18 protein-coding genes and 2 other annotated features are annotated in these 20,314 nt (G+C 35.8%); of the genes, 11 read left to right on the top strand and 7 right to left on the bottom strand.

Translation table 11 applies throughout. The annotated features are described in order from the left end of the window. The 3 genes from AB1284_RS17050 (at position 1) to AB1284_RS17040 (ending at position 4,363) form a co-directional block, all read left to right on the top strand. A complete protein-coding gene (locus AB1284_RS17050) occupies positions 1-1,134 on the top strand; it encodes a bifunctional cystathionine gamma-lyase/homocysteine desulfhydrase (protein ID WP_429753781.1) in 1,134 nt (377 codons plus the stop codon). A gap of 263 nt (positions 1,135-1,397) precedes the next feature. After that, positions 1,398-4,001, top strand: a complete 2,604-nt coding sequence (gene adhE, locus AB1284_RS17045) for a bifunctional acetaldehyde-CoA/alcohol dehydrogenase (protein ID WP_429753782.1) — start codon at positions 1,398-1,400, stop codon at positions 3,999-4,001. 125 nt (positions 4,002-4,126) lie between these two features. Next, the gene (locus AB1284_RS17040; RefSeq protein ID WP_429753783.1) at positions 4,127-4,363 is read left to right on the top strand and encodes a YrhC family protein; all 237 of its coding nucleotides are present in this window, start codon (positions 4,127-4,129) and stop codon (positions 4,361-4,363) included. A gap of 185 nt (positions 4,364-4,548) precedes the next feature. Here the strand turns inward: AB1284_RS17040 and AB1284_RS17035 are convergent, their stop codons facing one another. Beyond that, complete coding sequence (locus AB1284_RS17035) at positions 4,549-5,304, bottom strand: HAD family hydrolase (RefSeq protein WP_429753784.1); 756 nt, start codon at positions 5,302-5,304, stop codon at positions 4,549-4,551. Between the two features lie 106 nt (positions 5,305-5,410). Between AB1284_RS17035 and AB1284_RS17030 the strand changes: the two genes are divergently transcribed. Together AB1284_RS17030 and AB1284_RS17025 are read left to right on the top strand one after the other, a co-directional pair. Then, complete coding sequence (locus AB1284_RS17030; RefSeq protein ID WP_429754436.1) at positions 5,411-6,418, top strand: LacI family DNA-binding transcriptional regulator; 1,008 nt, start codon at positions 5,411-5,413, stop codon at positions 6,416-6,418. Next, entirely contained in the window at positions 6,387-6,902 is a 516-nt protein-coding gene (locus AB1284_RS17025; RefSeq protein ID WP_429753785.1) for a GNAT family N-acetyltransferase, read from the top strand. Before AB1284_RS17030 ends, AB1284_RS17025 begins: the two co-directional genes overlap by 32 nt. A 37-nt stretch (positions 6,903-6,939) precedes the next feature. Here the strand turns inward: AB1284_RS17025 and AB1284_RS17020 are convergent, their stop codons facing one another. Together AB1284_RS17020 and AB1284_RS17015 are read right to left on the bottom strand one after the other, a co-directional pair. Next, positions 6,940-7,410 (bottom strand): CPBP family intramembrane glutamic endopeptidase, encoded by a 471-nt coding sequence (locus AB1284_RS17020; RefSeq protein WP_429753786.1) that lies wholly within the window; start codon positions 7,408-7,410, stop codon positions 6,940-6,942. A 423-nt stretch (positions 7,411-7,833) separates the two neighbouring features. After that, entirely contained in the window at positions 7,834-8,379 is a 546-nt protein-coding gene (locus AB1284_RS17015) for a helix-turn-helix domain-containing protein (protein WP_429753787.1), read from the bottom strand. A 157-nt stretch (positions 8,380-8,536) separates the two neighbouring features. Between AB1284_RS17015 and AB1284_RS17010 the strand changes: the two genes are divergently transcribed. Then, positions 8,537-8,941: a DoxX family protein gene (locus AB1284_RS17010; RefSeq protein WP_429753788.1), complete on the top strand. Its 405-nt coding sequence runs from the start codon at positions 8,537-8,539 to the stop codon at positions 8,939-8,941. A 389-nt stretch (positions 8,942-9,330) separates the two neighbouring features. Here the strand turns inward: AB1284_RS17010 and AB1284_RS17005 are convergent, their stop codons facing one another. Continuing rightward, positions 9,331-9,639: a 4a-hydroxytetrahydrobiopterin dehydratase gene (locus AB1284_RS17005; protein WP_429753789.1), complete on the bottom strand. Its 309-nt coding sequence runs from the start codon at positions 9,637-9,639 to the stop codon at positions 9,331-9,333. Continuing rightward, positions 9,623-11,377: an aromatic amino acid hydroxylase gene (locus AB1284_RS17000; RefSeq protein ID WP_429753790.1), complete on the bottom strand. Its 1,755-nt coding sequence runs from the start codon at positions 11,375-11,377 to the stop codon at positions 9,623-9,625. Before AB1284_RS17000 ends, AB1284_RS17005 begins: the two co-directional genes overlap by 17 nt. A 160-nt stretch (positions 11,378-11,537) precedes the next feature. Then, positions 11,538-11,763: a binding site (T-box leader), on the bottom strand. 49 nt (positions 11,764-11,812) lie between these two features. Then, positions 11,813-12,037, bottom strand: a binding site (T-box leader). Positions 12,038-12,236: 199 nt separating this feature from the next. On the opposite strand from AB1284_RS17000, the gene AB1284_RS16995 reads away from it, so the two are divergent. Together AB1284_RS16995 and AB1284_RS16990 are read left to right on the top strand one after the other, a co-directional pair. Further along, a complete protein-coding gene (locus AB1284_RS16995) occupies positions 12,237-14,309 on the top strand; it encodes a peptidoglycan D,D-transpeptidase FtsI family protein (protein ID WP_429753791.1) in 2,073 nt (690 codons plus the stop codon). 422 nt (positions 14,310-14,731) lie between these two features. Then, positions 14,732-15,955: a TolB family protein gene (locus AB1284_RS16990; protein WP_429753792.1), complete on the top strand. Its 1,224-nt coding sequence runs from the start codon at positions 14,732-14,734 to the stop codon at positions 15,953-15,955. 451 nt (positions 15,956-16,406) lie between these two features. On the opposite strand, the gene AB1284_RS16985 is transcribed toward AB1284_RS16990, so the two are convergent. After that, positions 16,407-16,901 carry an N-acetyltransferase family protein gene (locus AB1284_RS16985; protein WP_429753793.1) on the bottom strand — a complete coding sequence of 165 codons (495 nt, stop codon included), beginning with the start codon at positions 16,899-16,901 and terminating at the stop codon, positions 16,407-16,409. 168 nt (positions 16,902-17,069) lie between these two features. Here AB1284_RS16985 and AB1284_RS16980 point away from each other — a divergent pair, with 168 nt between their 5' ends. The 3 genes from AB1284_RS16980 to AB1284_RS16970 all read left to right on the top strand — a co-directional run bounded on the left by AB1284_RS16980 (position 17,070) and on the right by AB1284_RS16970 (position 19,721). Beyond that, positions 17,070-18,137 carry an aminoglycoside phosphotransferase family protein gene (locus AB1284_RS16980; protein WP_429753794.1) on the top strand — a complete coding sequence of 356 codons (1,068 nt, stop codon included), beginning with the start codon at positions 17,070-17,072 and terminating at the stop codon, positions 18,135-18,137. A gap of 82 nt (positions 18,138-18,219) precedes the next feature. Then, positions 18,220-18,795: a histidine phosphatase family protein gene (locus tag AB1284_RS16975; RefSeq protein ID WP_429753795.1), complete on the top strand. Its 576-nt coding sequence runs from the start codon at positions 18,220-18,222 to the stop codon at positions 18,793-18,795. Positions 18,796-19,220: 425 nt separating this feature from the next. Continuing rightward, positions 19,221-19,721, top strand: coding sequence for a DoxX family protein (locus tag AB1284_RS16970; RefSeq protein WP_429753796.1), 501 nt, complete (start codon positions 19,221-19,223; stop codon positions 19,719-19,721). 86 nt (positions 19,722-19,807) lie between these two features. Here AB1284_RS16970 and AB1284_RS16965 read toward each other — a convergent pair whose 3' ends face one another. After that, complete coding sequence (locus AB1284_RS16965; RefSeq protein WP_429753797.1) at positions 19,808-20,254, bottom strand: hypothetical protein; 447 nt, start codon at positions 20,252-20,254, stop codon at positions 19,808-19,810. Positions 20,255-20,314: the final 60 nt, after the last annotated feature.

Genomic DNA, 20,314 nt, shown 5'->3' with positions numbered 1-20,314 from the left:
ATGAGAAAAAAAACAAAATTAATTCATGGTATTCATATCGGAGAACCTTCAACTGGAGCTGTAACAGTACCAATTTATCAAACGAGTACGTACAAACAAGAAGGTGTAGGGAATCATAAAGGGTACGAATATTCACGTACGGGAAATCCAACTCGTGCAGCCCTTGAAGAAACAATTGCTGTTCTTGAAAATGGTCATGCAGGATTTGCATTTGGATCAGGTATGGCAGCAATTACAGCAGTGATGATGCTTTTCTCTAAAGGGGATCATGTTGTTTTAACAGATGATGTATACGGCGGAACATACCGTGTCATGTCAAAAGTATTAAATCGTTTTGGAATTGAACATACATTTGTTGATACAACAAACTTAGAAACGGTAAAAGAAGCAATTCTTCCAAATACAAAAGCAATTTATGTAGAAACACCGACGAATCCGCTTTTAAAAATTACAGATATTAAACAAATTGCAGCACTGGCTAAAGAACAAGGCTTATTAACAATTGTTGATAATACATTTATGACACCGTATTGGCAAACACCAATCTCCCTTGGTGCAGATATTGTACTTCATAGTGCAACAAAATATTTAGGTGGTCATAGTGATGTTGTCGCTGGAGTAGTAGCTGTAAATAGTGCAGAATTAGCAGAGGAGCTTCATTTCATACAAAATTCAACGGGTGGTATTTTAGGACCACAAGATAGCTTCTTATTACTACGTGGTTTAAAAACGTTAGGAGTACGCATGGAAGAGCATGAGGCAAATGCCCGTGAAATCGCCGAGTTCTTACAAAATCATCCGAAAGTAAACAAAGTGTATTATCCAGGACTTAGCAGTCACTATAATCATGACTTAGCAGCAGAGCAAGCAAATGGTTATGGCGCAATTATTTCATTTGATGTAGATAGTAAAGAAACATTAAACGCTGTCCTTGAGAAAGTACAGTACTTTACACTTGCTGAAAGTCTAGGTGCAGTAGAAAGCCTAATTTCAATTCCTTCTCAAATGACACATGCTTCTATTCCAGTAGAGCGCCGTGCAGAACTAGGAATTACAGATACATTAATTCGTATTTCAGTTGGAATTGAAGACGGAGAAGATTTAATTGAAGATTTAGCACGAGCATTAGCATAATGGAACAAGCACTACTGAATGAAGTAGTGCTTGTTTCTTATTATCGGCATTTGTGAAATATTTCACAAATCAGACACACACAAATAAAAATATCTCGTGTATAGTAAGAACATGAAACAAGATACTTTACACATATTTATGTGAAATATTTCACAAACAATGGGATTCATGTAGAAAAGGTAGTTCTATTTCTTTAGCTAACAGGGACGAATAAGGACTCTGAAGGGTGATTTTTGTCCAACAGCAAAATAGGAGGAAATTACATGGCAGTCAAAGAGAAAGTTGTAAATGAAATGCAAGACGTAACAGAGATGATTGAGGCGTTAGTAAAGAACGGTCAAAAAGCTTTACAAGCATTGGAAGGATTTACACAAGAACAAATTGACAACATTGTACACGAAATGGCACTTGCGGGTGTGGACCAACATATGCCACTAGCAAAAATGGCTGTTGAAGAAACGGGCCGCGGTGTGTATGAAGACAAATGTATCAAAAATATTTTTGCAACTGAATACATTTGGAATAGTATAAAAAACGATAAAACAGTGGGGATTATTCGTGAGGATCCACATGAGGAAGTTATAGAAATTGCAGAGCCGGTTGGTGTAGTTGCTGGGGTAACGCCAGTAACAAATCCAACTTCAACAACGATGTTTAAAGCAATCATTGCGATGAAAACGAGAAACCCAATTATTTTTGCATTCCATCCTTCAGCGCAGCAATGTTCTATCGCAGCTGCTAAAACAGTGCGTGATGCTGCAGTAAAAGCGGGAGCACCAGAGAATTGCATTCAATGGATCGAAAGACCTTCTGTTGAAGCGACAAAGCAACTTATGAATCATGAAGGGGTGGCACTTGTTCTAGCGACAGGAGGCGCAGGAATGGTGAAATCAGCATATTCAACTGGTAAACCAGCTTTAGGGGTAGGACCAGGTAACGTTCCTTGTTATATAGAAAAATCAGCACATGTGAAGCGAGCTGTAAATGATGTAATCTTATCGAAAACATTTGATAACGGTATGATTTGTGCTTCTGAACAAGCGATTATTGTAGATAAAGAAATCTATAATGATGTGAAACAAGAAATGATAGCGAACAATTGTTATTTTGTAACAGCAGAAGAACGAAAAAAATTAGAGAAACTTGTTATTAATGAAAATACATGTGCAGTAAATAGCGATATCGTAGGGAAATCCACTCATTATATTGCAGCTTTAGTTGGGATTACAGTACCTGAAGACACAAAGATTCTTGTAGCTGAAATTAAAGGAGTCGGCGCGGATTATCCGTTATCTCGTGAAAAATTAAGTCCAGTATTAGCTTGTATAAAAGCAAATTCATTAGAAGAAGGACTGCAGCATTGTGAAAATATGTTAGAGCTTGGCGGGTTAGGACATTCTGCAGTCATTCACTCTACAAATAAAGAAGTACAAAAACAGTTTGGACTACGTATGAAAGCATGTCGTCTTATTGTAAATGCTCCGTCAGCACACGGCGGAATTGGTGATGTATATAATGCTTTCATTCCATCACTTACACTTGGATGTGGATCATACGGAAAGAACTCTGTTTCTCAAAACGTAACGGCAACACATCTACTGAATATAAAAAGACTTGCAAACAGAAAAAAGAATATGCAGTGGTTCAAGCTGCCGCCAAAAATTTATTTTGAAAAACATGCAACGCAATATTTAGCAAAAATGCCGAACATTTCACGAGCATTTATTGTAACAGATCCTGGAATGGTGAAACTTGGATATGTTGATACAGTAACGCATTATTTACATCAACATATGAATGATGTAAAGGTAGAAGTATTTTTTGAAGTAGAGCCAGATCCATCAGATGAAACGGTATTTAAAGGAGCGGAAATGATGCGAAGCTTCAAGCCAGACGTGATTATTGCTCTTGGCGGTGGATCAGCGATGGATGCAGCAAAAGGAATGTGGCTATTTTATGAGCATCCAGAAACAGAATTCTTTGGCATTAAACAAAAGTTTTTAGACATTAGAAAACGTACATGTAAATATCCAAAACTAGGAACTAAAGCGCAGTTTGTTGCCATTCCGACAACATCTGGAACAGGGTCAGAAGTTACTCCATTTGCAGTTATTACAGATAAAAAGAACAATATCAAATATCCGCTAGCTGATTATGAATTAACACCAGATGTTGCAATCGTTGACCCGCAGTTTGTTATGACAGTACCGCCGCATGTGACTGCTGACACAGGAATGGACGTATTAACACATGCAATTGAAGCGTATGTATCTATTATGGCAAACGATTATACAGATGGATTAGCCTTAAAAGCAATTGATCTTGTATTTAAATATTTACCATGTGCATATAAAGATGGAAATGACGAAGAGGCGCGTGAAAAAATGCATAATGCTTCAGCAATTGCTGGGATGGCATTTGCCAATGCGTTTCTTGGTATTAACCATAGCTTAGCACATAAAATTGGACCGGAGTTTCATATTCCGCACGGACGTGCTAATGCAATCTTAATGCCGCATGTTATTCGCTATAACGCAATTAAACCGAGAAAACATGCGCTATTCCCTAAATATGAGTACTTTGTTGCAGATGAGCGTTATGCACATATCGCAAGAATGCTTGGCCTTCCAGCAAGCACAGTAGAAGAAGGTGTGGAATCATTAGTACAAGCCATTATCGCTCTTGGAAAAGAATTAAATATTAATATGAGCGTTGCTGGTCACGGTGTTGAAAAAGAAGCATTTGAAGCGGTTGTTGATGTACTTTCTGAACGAGCATTTGAAGATCAATGTACAACAGCAAATCCGAAATTACCGCTTATTTCAGAATTAAAAGAAGTATATATGCAAGCATATAAAGGTGTGTAATGAAAGAAAGAGCCGCGTGTATTGCGGCTCTTTTCCTTTTGGAAAACTTCTCCCTCATTGGTTGTATTTACTTGCCTACGAAACGATGAAAATATGATACAGTGAAAAGGAGGAGTGATTAAAGAATGAAAGAATTACAGCAAAAAATTGCTGATTATATTCGTTTCGGTCAAGTCATGTTAGCACTAAGTGCATTTTTGATGCTCGGTTTATTACTCCCAAATGGACACAAAGAAATGGTGCAAATGTTTGCCATGATGGGTGTGATTGCTGCTTTTTTAGGCGGTTCTTTTTATTTTTTCTACCGTGCAAAAGAGCTGCGTGACAAGTTAGAGGAGAACGAACATGAACAGATGTTATAGATAGAAAAGCTACTTAAAGAGTATATATCTTTAAGTAGCTTTTTTTGCTGAAAATATTGCGAAATGGGTGCTAAGTGTAACAAAGCTGGGAGCATATGAGCACTGTTTTTTACATTCTTTATTCTACATCGCCCGATTCGATTTCTATATATTAATTATGATATGAATGCAGTAGGCAGTTTTGTCTACTGCGTTTTTTTAGTTAAAACTTGAATGTCAGTGTAAGCTGTAATGATGAAATCAGCATATGGTGTTAATTCTTCTATTGCATGTTCGTGATTTGCAATCCCTACAGCAATACTGCCTGCATCTTTGGCCATTTTTACATCAACAACAGTATCACCAATCATAATGAGTTCATTTGTTTGAATCCCAAGTTGTTTACATGTTTTTATAATCATCTCCGGGTTCGGCTTCCCGTATGTTACATCTTCTGGAGTGAGAAGAAAATGCAGAGGTGATACGGGAAGAAGTTCTATACACTTTTTTGCTCGTAATTTAGTATCTGATGTTAAAATCCCTGTATAAATTCCTTCACTTTGCAAGAAATTTATGCAGTCAGCCGCTCCTTGAATCGGATGAAAAGCATTTTCAATGCATAACTCTTCATCGCTTTCTTTAAAAATAGCAGAAGCAAGTTCTTTACAGCGATGCCATGGATATTTTGTTATTTGATATAACAGGCTTGCCGTAACAATTATTTCATCCTCTTCAGGTGCAACTGCTATTAACCCTTTAAAATCAACTTGATCAGGATGTACGAAGCCAACTGCTTTTTCCCAAAGCGATTCGTATCCTTCGCCAACAATTTGTAAAAATTTATATTTTCGTAGTCTATCAATTTCATACCAAAAAGGGATAGCTTGAAATAACGTACCATCCTTATCAAAGGCAACTGCTTTTGCATTAATAGTTTCTCCTAAAATTTGAATTTTTCCCATATTTAAGGTCACCTCATTTATAATAGATATATAACTTACTATATACTGTACATTCTGAAATGCGTTACAGGTCAAGGGGGGATTTACGATTTTTACAATTGAAGATATCGCTAAATTAGCTGGAGTTTCTAAAGCGACCGTTTCCCGTGTACTCAATCATCATCCGTATGTTCGTACAGAATTAAGAGAAAGAGTGCAAGCGATTATTGATGAAAAGAATTATGTTCCCGTGGCAGTAGCAAAAGATTTACGGCGTCTGCAAACAAATTTAATCGGTGTAGTAGTACCAAATTTACATCATCCATTCTTTAGCCAACTTATTCAAGAAATAAGTGATATTTTAAAAGAAGATCGTTATGATGTTGTGATATTACAATCAAATTATGATATGAAAAGGGAAAGAGAGTTTATACAGTACGTAAGAACGAAGAAGTTAGATGGGCTTATTTTTACTACACTTTCTTTACCAATAGAGGAGATAGAGTGCGCAATAACTTCAGGCACAATTGTTATATGCAATGAGCATGTAGAAACAGAATTGATATCAACGGTTCAATTTGATGAAGAACAGGCAGGGTATTTAGGAACAAGGCATCTTTTAGAAAAAGGATATACACGCATTGGATTTTGTTACGATACATTAAAAAGTAAGGCGCAGCGGAAAAGATACCAAGGATATAAAAAAGCTTTATGTGAGTACAAACTATCGTTGCAACAGGAATGGGTATTTCCGAATTGTTATGGATTAAAGGATGGGAAACGCATTGTACATACTATGCAATCCATGAAAAATGCTCCTGATGCAGTTTTTACAGGTAGTGACGAAATAGCTGCAGGGGTGATTATGGAAGCGCAGCGAATGGGAATTTGTGTTCCAAAAGATTTTGGTGTGATTGGATTCGATAATCAGGAAATTTCGATGATGATGAATCCTAATATAACGACCATCCATACCTCGATTGCAAGTATGGCGAAGAATGCTATCATTTTATTGCATAAACAATCAACAGGAGAACGTGTGCAACGAATACAATTACCTATTTCAGTTATAGAAAGAGAATCGACAAGAAAGGGGGAAGACCGTGTTTCACACGAACCGTTTACAAATTCGTAAATATACAATGGATGATTTAGATTTTTATGCTTCTTTATGGGGAAACGAACAAGTGATTCGCTACATTGGGAAAGGAACTCCCAAAACGTATGAACAATGCAAAAAAAGTCTTGAAAGCTGGGTTCTTCCAGGATATGAGCGTGGACTTGGCTTATTCATGATGTTACATAGAGAGACAGGAGAACCAATCGGTCATGCAGGACTTGTTCGTCAGCGTGTCGATAGAAAAAAAGAAATTGAAATTGGATATTGGCTTCTTCCCAAGTATTGGGGAAACGGATATGCGAAAGAAGCTGCAGCTGCTTTTCGTGATTACGGCTTTCAAGTACTTCAACTTCAGAAACTTATTTCTCTTATTAATCCCAATCATCCAGCTTCTATTTTTGTGGCAAGAAAAACAGGGATGGTTTATGAGAAGACGGTGTTATTTCATGATATGGATGTTCTCGTTTATTCAATGAGAAGAGCAGGGATAGGAAAATAATAACCTGCTCCTTTTTATTCTAGTATATAAAAGATAGTTATAAAATCATCCCGCTGCATACCATTAATAGATTCAGAGCAATGTGCCATATAACAGCTGGAAGGATACTATTAGCTTTTACGGTAATTCCTCCATAAAAAAATCCACCTATACTAAAGCTAATACAAACAATCCAAGGAAAACCTAGAGAATAATGTTGTAAGCCGAATCCGACGCTGGTTAGGACAACAGCCCACTTTTCTCCCGTTTGTTTTGTGAAATTTGTAAGTAAAATTCCTCTCCAAATCCATTCTTCTAAAACCGCATTTATAATAGAAAATAAAATAGCAAACAGAAAAACATGTTGAATATAGGGTAGTCCTTTTAAAAATAGAAATGGTATAAAAACAATAATATTGATGCTGGTAGCAATGATGAGAAACAGTTGTATTGTGATTTCTTGAGGACCTCTCCATATAAATGGAGCGTAAAGTGTATTTTTCCATTTTGGTTTTTGCCAATATGACATGAATGTCTGTTTATATCGACGTGAAGCAGTGAGAAATGGAATAAAGACAAGCAGTAGACAAAGACGTCTTATTAAGATTGTTGTTTCTTTAGAGGGAAATGAAATCGTATGCATTGCAAATAAGTATAGAGCAAAACCAAGGGCAAATAATATATTTGTTACTGCAAATGATTGATATGCTTTTTTTCATAGTAAAACAAGTGTAGATCCTATCCATATAGCAACAAGTACAGGATTTTGTAGTTGCAGTGTAATGACAAGAAGTACGAACGAAGCGAGGGATATAAAATAGTACATATTCTGTATTCTCCTATCTTTAAAATCCAAATTTATCCTTATGAGGAATATTATACGAGAACATAGAAGAGAGAAATATGTTTATTTCATAAAGAAAGCACTGCAAACAAATTTGTTCACAATGCTTCAATAAATGCGTTTTCGATCTTCAGCATGACTTGAAATAAGAAGTAAAGCTGGTTCTTCACTAATATTACGAACGATATGCGGTACACAAGCACTCCAAGAAAACGAATCTCCTTCTTCTACAATGGCAATATCTTCTCCATGTTGAACCTCTAATTTTCCGCGCAAGACAAGATGACATTCTTCCCCTTCATGAGCATTCGGTGTGTTTTCTTTCGGAAAGCCGGGAGGAATTTCTACTAATGATAAACGCAGTCCTCCTTGTTCAGATACATGCTCAATTTTTTGTTGATCTTTTCCGTAAATACTATATTTCCGTTCTTCTTTTTTTACAATTTTCATGCGATCTTTTTTCTCTAACAATAAATAAGGGAGAGGAACATTTAAAAAATGAGCGATTGTTTCTAGAGTAGAAATAGATGGAGATGTTTTATTGTTCTCCACTTGGCTCATAAATCCTTTAGAAAGCCCTGTTCCTTCACAAATTTGCGCAATTGTAATGCCTTTGCGCTGCCGAATTTCACGTATTGTCGAACCAATATTCATAATGCTCGATCTCCTTTTTCCAAACAGATATTTGTATCATAGCAAATCTTTTTTACTTTTTCTCAATAAAAATCAATTGACGAATAAAAAATTTTATTGTATGTTTTGTATTGTAAATAAAAGTTTCATATAACAAAACAATAAAGGAGAACGAACGATGAATCAATATATTGGTAATTTAATTATTCGAATTGTGTTAGGAGTTACGTTTTTTGCTCATGGTTTAGCAAAGTTCCAAGCAGGAATCGATAACATAGCAGGTTGGTTTACAAGTATTGGTTTACCAGGTGGTCTTGCATATGGCGTTGCGACAGTAGAATTAGTTGGTGGTATTTGTTTAATTATCGGTTTAGGTGTAAGATATGTCGGACTATTATTTGCACTTATTTTAGTTGGAGCAATTGTAAAAGTGAAATGGTCAGCTGGTTTATTAGGAGACGGAAAAAATCCTGGATATGAAATAGATCTTGCATTATTAGCAATGGGCCTTTACTTATTTGTTGTAAAAGCAGAAGGATTTGTAGATCGTTTCTTAAAAGCAACAGTATTGAAAAAAGACTAGTACTACTTCACAACAATTGATTTGAAATAGTTCATGATTGGAACATCTGTTATGTAGGAAAATGAAGTGTATCATATTCATTCTCGTGTGAGATAGAAAAAGGAAGCCTAAATAGTGGCTTCTTTTTTGTCTTTTTCTAATGTAATAAGCAATAAGCAGAAGTACGAGATGTTATCCCTTATTCTTTCCGATTTGATACCCAGAAATTGCACCTAGTATGAAAAGAAATAAACTACCCGAATTGTAATTGTTTGTGAAGAAACTAATGATTAGTCAAGCAACAAAGGAACCGAGTAAAAGTTGAATGAGGTGTTTCAATTATGTTCCTCCTACATGTTTAGTTATATGAAATGAACCAGCAGAAAAGTTTCTGGCTGGTTCATTTCATGTTATCTTACAATTGCTTTTTCATTTTGCAAAAACATCTCATCAAACTGTTTTGCCATTTCAAAATCAAGTTTTGTCAAACCTTTTGCATTCCATGATGACAACGTGATAATAACTGCTTTATACTGGATAAGGATAAATGGATGGTGATTGTGTTCTTCTGATAGTTTGGCCGCTTCAGAAACAAATTCGACACCTTTTAAGTAGTCGGAGAACATGTATTTTCGTTCAATCCATTTTTCGTCTTTTATTGTCCATTTATCCAACTTCATTAACTCTTCTTGTACTTCTTCGTTAGTTAATCGTTGCATTGTTTGTCACATCCTTTATTGGGAGTAAGGCAAGCCCGTTATTGATTAAACGCTGAACTTCTTCATTATTTTTAAAGGAAGAAAGTTGTTGAAACAATGCTGCACGTTCTGGAATCTCCACTTTATACTCCAGTAATAATTCTAAAATTTCAAGGCGCAGTAGCCATTCCTTTTCATAAAACTTATCTAATACGTGATGGATTGCTACAAGCTGTTCTATAAGCTGTTCGTGTAATGAACCTTCGCTGCGAATATCGCGAACAGTTTCGTACATTTTTTCAAGCTCTGTTCGTGTGCGCGGTGCAGGTATAACTTCTTCTTCTTCTGCTATTGGGAAGAATGCTGCTGGATCAGCTGCACCAGGGAAAACAGAAGGAATTGCTGAACCAACTGCCATATCAAATGTACCCCATGCTGTATCGAATAATAAGCGATCTTTTAAAGTGACTGTACAATTTGTAAATGAAATGACGGCGACTTTTTCCTCATTTCTAATAATGTCGGTTACTGTTCCTGTCACATGTACACCGCTTGTAAAGGTAAGCTCAGCTTTGTTACCAACAGAGATTCCTAATGTACTTAATTCTTCGTCTGTGCAAGACTCTAATGCGACATTATTTTGTAACAACCCAATTGGCGTACCAAACCCATCTTGGTGCACAGTTGTAGAATGATTTGGTAATTGTGTATGATTGATAGCTAGTGCAGTTGGACTGCCTGTTTTTATATAAATAGCCTCACCGCTTTCATCTTTTACTACTTCAACTAGTGTTCCTGTAATTTGTAATCCGCTGTTTAAAGTAACTGTCGCTGTATTTTCAGAACGCAGTGCTTTATCTAAACCTTTTGTACCGCCTGATTTGAATGCCATTGTTTCTGAGAATTTTTCAAGCGCTTCAATCAGTTCTTCGAAAGAGCCGCATACAAAAAGCTGAGGCTGCATTTTTGTTACATCGTAGCTCGTTTGAATACATGATTCAATGGAGAACGGTACTTTTTTGACAGCGTCAGTTAAACAATGCTTGCTTTCACCTACAGAGGAAAGTAGTCCAGCACCGTAAATTTTCGGATTTTGTATATCGCCAATCAATCCGTATTCCACTGTCCACCAGAAAAGACGGGAAATTTGTTCGGCTTCTGATAGGCCAGAAACATGTTTTTGTTTTTCTTCCACTTCTTTCTCTGCAGCAATAATTTCTTCTGGAGTAGATGTACGGCTTTCTTTTACAATCGTTAATTGACGAACTGCTTCAAACAATTCGTGTTCTTCTTTTGTAGAAAAAGCTTTTGCTCCAATCTTTCCGAACAACTTTACATATTTTGCATATGTAGGGTCGAGTAAAATTGGGGCATGACCAGCTGCTTCATGAACGATATCCGGAGCTGGTGTATATTCAATATTTTCCACTTTGCGAATATCTGTCGCAATTGGCAGGAGACCATGTCCTTGGAAATCAAAGAATGCTACGCCAGGAATCAATCCGTCAATTGTAACAGCCCCCCAACCGCTCGGTGCTAAACAATCGTTCATTTCTTCCACTTTTGGAATGGCATCTATATTAATACCGGAAGATTGCAATCCGTTTACGTATGCTGGATGTGCAACGTCTTTTAAAAAGTTATGATTTTGTCTCATAATGTAGCGCCATACAGCGTGATCAATGGGTGTGTATTGGTCGTAATGCTGCTTTGATACATAAGGTTTTAAATGTGATGGAATTTCTGTTGATCTTGTCATATAGATATCCTCCTTTTATGTAAAAAAATGCTATGTGTTATTTTTTTATGTGCATCACTCCTTTCAAAAAATGTAAGCGCTTCTAAAATTTTATCATAAAATTCAGAATTATTTAACGCTTGTTTTACTGCAAATAGAAAAAATCCCTATCGGATTTTCCGATAGGGACGATAAAAATCGCGGTACCACCCTACTTGTAAACAAAAAACTGTTTACCACTCTCTTAAGATAACGGAAGGATCCGTCTTTCCCTTCATGAAAGATTCACTACGAGAAAGAAGCTCCAGAATTGTAATTCATGTTTATATATGTACTGATTTGCACTAATCATCAGCTCTCTGAAACAGGGATATAAGCCACTACTATTATTCTATCAACGCGTATATATGAAATTGTTTAAAGGGGGGAACGCAAAAAAGCCCCTATCGGAAATCCGATAGGGGCGATAAAAATCGCGGTACCACCCTACTTGTAAACAAAAAACTGTTTACCACTCTCTTAAGATAACGGAAAGATCCGTCTTTCCCTTCATGAAAGGTTCACTACGAGAAAGAAGCTCTGGAATTGTAATTCGTGTTTATATATGTACTGATTTCCACCAACCATCAGCTCTCTGAGACAGGGATATAACTACTACTATGATTCCTTCAATGCCTATATGTTTCGTCCAAATAAACTTTATTTTGTATTATAAAACTACCACTTCGAAATTGTCAACAATAATTATAGTGGAAATATACAAAAAGTAAAATTTGAAAATTATTATTTTCTAGAATTGTAAAAAAATGTTGTTTGGGAAACATTTATATTTTATTATATTATATGGATGTTCTTGTCGTAAAAGAAAAGGGTGAGAGGGATGGCAAAGAAGGAAAAGAAAAATTATACGCACCTCAGACTGAATCTTCTGTTTTTTGTGGTGTTTATAGCGTTTTCAACACTTATTTTTCGTTTAGGTTTTTTACAGATTATTAAGGGGGAGAGCTATAAGCAAGAAGTGGCGAGAGTAGAAAATGTAACGACAAATGTTTCTGTACCACGGGGAAAAATATATGATCGTTATCATCGTGTTATTGTAGAAAATAAGCCGCTGCGAACAATTAGTTATACGAGATCTAAAAGTTCCAAAAAGGAAGATCGTTTAGAAGTTGCAAGGAATTTAGCGAAGTTAATTGAAATGCCAATAGATAAAGTTACAGAGCGTGATAAAAAGGATTTTTGGATAGAGCTGAATCCAAAGCAAGCTGAAAAGAAAATAACAAAAGAAGATTTACAATTACTAAAAGACAAAAAAATTAGTGATAAAGATCTTTATAAGAGACAGTTAGAACGTATTACGGAAGAAGAGTTATCAAAGTTTACTCCAGAAGACATTGAGGTTTTGGCAATTAAGCGTCAAATGGAAGGTGGACATGTTTTAACTCCTCAAACAATAAAAAATCAAGGGGTGACTGATCAAGAATATGCAATTGTAAGCGAAAGGTTAGCAGAACTTCCCGGAGTAGATATTACAAGTGATTGGGATCGCAGCTATCCATATGAAAATACGTTTCGAACGGTACTTGGCAGTGTTACAAATAGTAATGAAGGGTTACCGAAAGAGAGACTGGATTATTACCTTGCCCGGGGATATAACCGGACGGATCGAGTAGGAAAAAGCTATATTGAGCAAGTACATGAAGATGTCCTTCAGGGTAAAAAATCGCAAGTGAAAAATGTGACAGATGAAAACGGTGCTATTATGGAAACGATATATCTTTCTAAAGGTGAACGTGGCAAAGATTTGTCTTTAACAATTGATATGGAATTGCAAAAGCAAGTAGAGAAAATTATAGAAGAAGAATTACAGGCTGCGAAGCGAAATGGGGAACATCTCATTGACCGAGCGTTTGTCGTTATGATGAATCCGAAGAATGGTGAGATTTTGTCTATGGCGGGAAAACAGTTTGTCGAAAATGAGGAGCAAATACAAGACTTCGCACTTGGAACAATGACGAGCTCTTATCCAATGGGGTCTGTTGTAAAAGGGGCAACATTATTTACAGGGTATCAAGAAGGTGTCATTCAACCTGGTACGTCATTGTTAGATGAGGAGATTTTAATTTATAAAACACCAGTTAAAAAGTCGTATAAAGTATTTGGGAACATTACGGATTTACAAGCATTACAAGTATCGTCCAATGCGTATATGTTTAAAACAGCAATGAAAATTGCCGGGACTGATTATAAAGCAAATATGAAGTTGAATGTAAAAGAAGAGGCATTTCGCAAGATGAGAAGTTCATTTGGTCAGTTTGGGCTTGGTGTTCCAACTGGTATTGATTTACCGAATGAAGCAAGTGGTTTAAAAGGGCTTGCTGATAAACCAGGTTTTTTATTAGACCTTGCGATTGGTCAGTATGATACATATACGCCTCTGCAATTAGCGCAGTATGTTTCTACGATTGCAAACGGAGGATATCGATTAAAGCCACAATATGTGAAAGAAATTCGTAAACCAACAACGAAGGAAGGAGAAATAGGTGCTGTCGTTCAATCCAATGTACCAGTCGTATTAAACAGCATTGGTATGAAAGATAGCTCTTATCTCAAGCAAATACAAAAAGGATTTCGTATGGTAGTGGAAGCGCCTCCGGGAACAGGATATTCGAATTTTGGACAAGACAATCCTTATATGCCAGCAGCAAAGACAGGAACAGCCGAAATTTACTATGATGGTCCTAATAAGGAACTGCGAAAATCTGGTTCAGATGGAAAAAGTCCCAAATGCTACAACTTAACGTTTGTTGGGTATGCACCGTACGACAATCCAGAAATTGCATTTTCTGTTGTTGTACCATGGGTTGTGAATGATACAGAAAATCCGGTGAATAAAAAGATTGGAAAGCGCATTTTAGAAGCATATTTTGAATCACAGAAAGTGAAAAAATAAGAAAGAAGGCATAGAGTGTGCCTTCTTTTTATTTTTTACTTTTTGTATACTCTTTGGTTGAGTAGCGAAATGCTATAAGAAAAAGGTAGGAAGGAAAAGTTTATGGAAATGGAGCAAGGGATATTACCATTATTAATACACGGGGCAACAATCTTTTTATTGATTTCTTTTGTTATTGCTGCACTGCTATGGTAGAAAACAAAATGTGGTGTATATGGCTGTTTTTTAGTCATCTTATATTTCTAAGTTTTGGAATTGCAGCTTGGGTACATATTTTACAAGAGCCACCTGTTAGAGAGGGATTTGAGTCGGAATATAATTCGCTTTATATTGGAATTGCCAACTTATCGTGGGGAGTTAGCATGCTATTTTTCATAAAAGGAATGCAGAGAATTGCGAAGCTTGTAAAGTGAGGTGTTCATATGTTTAAGTTGTTCATATTTATTTGTTTTTTCTTTAGTGCAGTTTCAAGTAGTTATGCGGAAAATGTACCAATACAAGTTGCTTTTATTCGTAACCATAATCTCTGGATAAAAATAGATGGGAAAGAAAAGCAGATAACAAAAGGAGAACGTATTGTGAATCCAAAGTGGTCATATGATGGAATGTGGCTTGCTTATACAAAAGGAAAAGAAGCAAATCGGCTTGAATTATATCGAATTTCAGATGGGAAAAAGGTGACGCCTTTTCTAGCGGATGCAACAAACTATCAATGGTCACCAAAGCAAAACATCATCGCCTTTCAATTTGGTGAAGTTTTAAACATATACGATGTAGAGCACCCGCAAAAAGGTTTTGAGAATGTATCGGTTGGTGTGGGAGATTATGGATGGTATCCTGATGGAAAGAAATTTCTCGTTTCTTCTATGTCTCATTTACTGCCAACAGGATGGACAGGTGCTGAATTATTTCAAGTGCCACTTGATGCAAATTTAGATCGTAGTAAGATCAAACATTTTTACACCTTACCAAAAGAATCACCACAATTTTTTGCAATTGTAGCAAGTTTGTTCCAATGGTCACCTGACAGAAAATGGATTTCGTTTTTAGCAACGCCAACTGCCTCTTGGTCGATGGACAGTAACACATTATGTATAATTGGAGCAGATGGAAGCAGGTTTGAAGCAGTTGATCACATGTTGATTCAACCAAAATGGTTTCAATGGGCACCGTCAAAAAATATTCTTGCATACATAGAAGGAGAAGGACGCTTTACCGTCGAAAATAAACATTTAAAATTAAAAGAACTTCCTGTTTTTCAGCAAGCTACTTTCACTCCAAAAGGTTATGTTGATTGGGATTTCACTTGGAACAGTAATACGTTGATTACAATTTCTAGAGCAAAGGAAACGGAATGGTCCAATGATCCGAAGCAACGTCCGCAGCCCTCACTATATCAAATCAATGTTGCGAATTTACAGCAACGTCAAATGACAACCCCGCCAAAAGGGTACGGAGATTATTATCCGTACTATGTAAAACACACAAATCAACTTTTATGGATGCGCTCTAATCGAAAGCAAACCGATATGTGGATCGCAAATGCAGACGGTTCACAAGCGAGAAAATGGATTCAAAATATAGACGAAGCCGCAAATTATTATGAGAAACGAGATTGGGAGCATGTTGTATCCGTAAAGGAATAAAATATGCGTTCTCTGTTTGTAGAGACGCATATTAAAAGGGTGTATAGTTTGTGAGAGATTTTTCGGCATTTGTGCAGCGTTGTATCCATTGAACTTCATATTGTGAATGAAGTAAAATTCGATGCTGTAAATGACCGATATGAAAAATCTTTTCTGATAGACACCAATCTACACATAATTTATATAAGTCATAATGTAATGGATCATCATCCCAATAGACGGAAATCTCTTTTATATTTGCTTGCCAATATAAATATGCACGCGTATGACCATCTGTAAAAATATTTTATCGTCTAATTTTTTTACGGGTAATGGCGCGTGTAAAGCAAATGCAGATGGTAAAAAAGATTGTTGTAATCTCATCATTTTGTCATTGCTTAGAAACAATTGACTTGGCTGCACTTTAAATATATCGATAAAAAAAGAATTCATTTAGGATCCCCAAAATCTTTTATAAGATTTTTGCCATATAATATTCGTTTCTTGGTTGTCCATTAACAATCACACCATGCACTGCTTCACCTTCGATAACAAAACCTATCTTTTTATATAACGCAATGGCTCTTTCATTATGAGACATGACTGTTAATTCTAGACGCAGTAATTGTTGTTTGCGTGCCCATCGTTCAATTTCATGAAGTAATTGTTTGCCGATTCCTTGACCTGCATATTGCTGGAGCACCCCAATTGCTAAATATGCAGCGTGTTGCTTTCGTTTTACTGCTCCGCCGCGAGCTATTATGTAACCAACAAGTTGCTCATCTTTCTCCGCTACTAAAAGTGTTGAATTATGAGGAGAGAGAAGTGCTTGAATCATAGATTTTTGTTTCTCTATTGTAAAGTCTCGCTCATTAGGCTCAAACAACATAAAATCTGTTTCTTGATCAATTGTTTGACATAGCTTTAAAAACGGAGCTGCATCTGCTTCAGTAATTTCACGAACCATCATAATCACCTATTTCTATTTTTGTATAACATATGATATTCGTTATGTAGATGCTGAACTCCTGTAAGGAAAGGGTCATATTACTTTGTTTCCCCCTTAAATTTAAATATATGTGGATCCTCTCTTTTACATAAAGAGAGGATTTTTTTGTAAAGAAGAGAAGCTTCTATGATTGAGGGTTTGTTTATTGTCGTTATTGTAGAGGAGGAAACGATGGATAGTGTAGATATTTACAATCATGTGAAACAACTAATTCAAAAATATAATGGGATAGACACAGATATTGAAATGCATAATTTGAAAATGAACAAAGATGGTTTTAATAACAATATAGCTATGTTTCATCTTACATTGCTTAAAAGTGAAGAAACATTCTCTAAGGGTGTTGTCTTGAAGGATTTTTCAGGAGATCACAAAGAAGGACCTAAAAATACGAAATTTACAAAAGAAACAGCGCTATTGAGAAATGAGTCTATTAGAAAGTACATTGATATTCCAAAAGTATATTTTGTGGATGAAGAGAAGAGAATCATACTTATGGAAAAAATAGAGGGAGTGACACTCGATAAGCTTTACTTAACGAAACCAGAAAAAATGATATGGGCTTTTGAAAAATTTGGTGAGACACTTGCACATATCCACTCAATTGATATGAAAACTATTGAGATGTATTTTAGCGATAAGCATTTAGGAAAAGAGGAGTATTATAAGTCGTACATCAACAATCTAAAGAATAGAATAATAGAGTTCGAAGAGCCCGAATATTTGCATATTCTCGAGTCTATCTCAGAGAGATTTAAAGCTGTTGAATTTAATGAATCGCTTAATCATGGTGATTATCATTTTTGGAACGTCATATTAACAAATGAAGATAGATTATTCGTCTTAGATTGGGAAAAAGCTAGAATAGCTGATTATCGTTATGATATCGCAAACGCACTTATATTAGGTTATTCGTGGTTTGGAGTTCATCTCAAAAAGCATATGCTAGCTGCATATCAGCATGTTACTAAAAAAGAAATTGAACATCTTGATTGTTTTGAAGCGTTGTTAAGTTTTGACTCATTTACAAAAATGATTCCCTTAATACAAGGAGGAGATGATTCGTATATTCGGGATAAATCATTTAATTGGTTAAAGAGGCGATATGAATTATTCGTCATACATAATGGACATAGAATGAAGAAAGTTGAAGATTACTTAAATGCTAAAGGATTTTCAACATTAAATGTCTAGATGCTGTTAGATTGACCTTTATTTAATATGAACAACTGCACGTTAATGCGAAAAAAAAGAGAGAAAAGAAAGGAATTCTAATATGAAGCTTATTTTTGTCAGACATGGAGAAGGAGAGCATACAACAAATCTGCCGGATAGTTTACGGACGAATCATCCATATCTCACAAATAAGGGAAGAGAACAGGCATTATTACTGCAAGAAAACTTACCTCTACGTGAGAGCGATGTATTGATTGCAAGTCCAACGGTACGAACAATACAGACAGCTGCGTTATGGAGCGGGCAAGTTGCTTGTATGAAAGTGGTTCATCCGTATATTTCACCTCGCATTTTTCCATATCGAGAAGGAGCAAGAACGTTGCCTTGTGACAAAATGTTAGATCAAAAGAACATTCAGCAGTTATTCCCCCAATTTTTATTAGCAGAAAAACACAATGAAGAGTTATGGAGTAATGGGATCAATACGATTTCAGAGCCTGAATTTTGCACAGCTGCCTATAGTTTCATAGAATGGTGTAAACCGTTACAAGTTTCACGCGTAATGATCGTTTCTCATGATGGAACGATTACAGCATATAGGCAATATGTAATGAAACGAGTACTAACGAGGGAAGACTTTTTAGAGGAAACAGGAATGTATGAAATTCAATTATAGTAGAAATAAATATTGCATGAGTAAGAGGGAATAACTGTGTTTTATATAGGGATATTCTTATTCTAATGAGCAGACCTTCACCTGAAAATAGAGAGGGACCAAAAAAGACAGGTGGGGGGAGAAATGTCTATAAGAACCTGGTCGGCTATACTAATGATAAGTAGGGGTCTACTTATCTAAAAAGATAAAAATATGCTTTTAACATTGAGAAAATAAATTTTTTACAAATAGTAATGAAAATCATTATCATTTGTGTTATTATATGTTCAAGTTTTTATTTGCAAATAAAAGTGGTTATATAACGTACGTTTGAAGTATTTTGTGCAAAGTGATAAAAAGCATTCATAATGAATGAAACGAAAACCAGTTACGAATGCTTGATGTATTCATGTGATTTATTTAATTACAAAAATCAGGAGGAATGTATGGTTATTCAGTTTTTAAGAGAGAACAAAGCAGTTTCCTTTTTACTAGCAGCGGTGCGTATTTATATTGGATATACGTGGCTTATGGCAGGGGTGAAAAAACTAACAGGTGGCGGATTTGACGCAACAGGTTTTTTAAAAGGAGCAATTGAACAAGCATCAGGATCTCACCCAACAGTGCAATCATGGTGGGCATCCTTTTTAAAAGAAGTAGCAATTCCAAATGTAGAGCTATTTAATTTTTTAGTTACATGGGGAGAAATTTTAGTTGGAATAGGGTTAATTGTTGGGTGTTTAACGAAAACAGCTGTATTTTTTGGTCTTGTAATGAACTTTTCCTATATGTTTAGTGGTTCAACTGGCGTGAATCCACAATTAGTAATCTTGTCTATGTTGATTTTAGTTTCAGGTTATAATGCTGGCAAATTTGGTGTAGATGGACTTATCTTATCAAAAATTTCCAATAAAAAATCACTTAATTATAAAAAACAAGCCGCTTAGCGTATAGAGTGAAACTTCCATCAGTGGGGGGCTTACTGCTCGCGAATAGCGGGATAAAAGGGGTATCTCATCATGAGATACCCCTTTTAACGAATTTGAGGTGATTTTGCTATAAATAAACTAAGCATGAGCATCGTAATTGCTGATAGAAAGAAAATCGGGATTCCTAAAAGGGCTGCACCGAAACAAGATTCATCATTTTGGAGGTTCATAAAATAGCCGGAAAAAATAAGATTGGGAATCACGCCAATTACACCGATAATAAACATATTCCAACTCGGTTTGTGTGTAACATATTGGCGATACTTCTTTAATAATTGAATCCATAATATAAAGTAACTAATCCCTGACAAAAGTAAGAAGAGTATCATAATCGGACCAAATAGAAGAGTAAAACTACTTTTTACTTCAATGGAGCTAAATATCCAACCAAGTCCAATTAATAGAGCGCCTGATCCAAGCATATAGCATAAGTTATAAATGCTTAAATACAATCCATTTTTATATGAATTATTTTTATCAGGTCTGAGCAATATATCTCCTCCTTTTTCCCTGATTGTATTATAATTTCCCTTTGATTAGGAATTTTTTGT

The organism is Bacillus sp. S2(2024) (assembly GCF_050474045.1).
Taxonomy (GTDB): Bacteria; Bacillota; Bacilli; order Bacillales; family Bacillaceae_G; genus Bacillus_A; species Bacillus_A yunxiaonensis.
Note: the sequence above shows the minus strand (reverse complement) of the source record. Positions and strands in the feature narration are given on the sequence as shown.